Origin of the sequence: Carboxylicivirga sediminis (assembly GCF_018156225.1) — a bacterium.
In the GTDB taxonomy this organism is placed as follows: domain Bacteria; phylum Bacteroidota; class Bacteroidia; order Bacteroidales; family Marinilabiliaceae; genus Carboxylicivirga; species Carboxylicivirga sediminis.
Genome location: NZ_JAGTAR010000090.1, coordinates 1 through 1266 on the forward strand (window position 1 = coordinate 1; position 1266 = coordinate 1266).

1 protein-coding gene is annotated in these 1266 nt (G+C 35.1%); it reads left to right on the plus strand.

All coding sequences use genetic code 11. The features are described 5' to 3' along the window. Window positions 1-228: 228 nt before the first annotated feature. Window positions 229-1236 (plus strand): IS110 family RNA-guided transposase, encoded by a 1008-nt coding sequence (locus KDU71_RS22735; RefSeq protein ID WP_212193427.1) that lies wholly within the window; start codon window positions 229-231, stop codon window positions 1234-1236. The last annotated feature ends 30 nt before the right edge of the window (window positions 1237-1266 follow it).

Below are 1266 nucleotides of genomic sequence, written 5' to 3' on the forward strand. Positions count from 1 at the left end.
ATCGTTAGTTTGTGGAATCACTATTCCAGCATACTAAAAAAGAATCAAACGTGATCTTTAACTTAGGCAAAAAGCTCCATCTGCTGCATTAACTTTATTTAGAAGATAGATAAAATCTATTTTTCATATTAAGGACAGCAGATCATTGAGTACAAGCCAGAGAGTATTTAGGGTAGAACCCATTATCACGATGTTAGCCACTCAATACGGAGCATAAAACAATAGTTTATGCAAGTATATGGAATTGATTTATCAAAGGAAAAGTTTGATGTAAACTTTACTGATCAACAAGGAAAAGAAAAGAATCAGCAAGTGAAAAACAAAGTAGTATCCATATCGAAGTTCTTACAGACCTTATCCTGCGATACTGTATTGGTAGCTGAGCATACCGGAGCCTATGGTGACTTACTGGTATATTTGAGTAACCAACTAAATATTAGTATAGCTTTGGTTCCAGGTTATACAATCAAGCATAGCATGGGATTAATTAAAGGTAAGTCCGATCCTATTGATGCCAGGAGAATAAGAGAATATGGAGAACGATTCTTTGATAAGCTCAAGTATAAGATCTATGATGATGAGGCAATTGTTGAATTAAAAGCACTGTACAGTTTAAGGGCTCAGTTAGTTAAATCTCGTAAGAGTTTACGTACTGGTGAGCATGGTCGCTCACAAATACCAATGCAGAGCATTACAGTAAACAAACACATTAAGAACACTTTACTTGCGTTAGATAATGAAATTGACAGCCTAGACAATGAAATTGAGCAGCTAATAAAGGACGATGAAGCAACAAAAGAGAATTTCGAACTAGCAACAAGCGTGAAAGGCATAGGGCCTGTTATAGCCGCTGATTTAATAATCAAAACTGGAAATTTTCAGAATATTGATACTGCACGAAAAGCTGCTTCGTATGCAGGAGTATGCCCATTCCCTAATGCATCAGGAAAAATGGTTGGTAAATCAAGAACAAGTCCTTTTGCTGATAAGAAACTGAAAGCTCTTTTGTACATGGGAGCAAAAACTGCAGTCAAGCACAACAAGGAATATCGATTGTATTACCAAAAAAAGATGCTCGAAGGGAAACCTCATTACTTAATTATGAATAATGTATCTAACAAAATGCTACGAACAATTTATAGCGTTGTAAAAAACAGAACACCATATAGTCAAGATTACATATGTATTGACCCGAGAACGAAAAATATTAATAGCTCCGCTGAAAAAGTGGCTTGAAAACTTGTATTTAATTAGAGTATATGAAAA

Coding starts and splice junctions, on each gene's coding strand:
- KDU71_RS22735 (WP_212193427.1), top strand. CDS start 229: ATGCAAGTATATGGAATTGATTTATCAAAGGAAAAGTTTGATGTAAAC.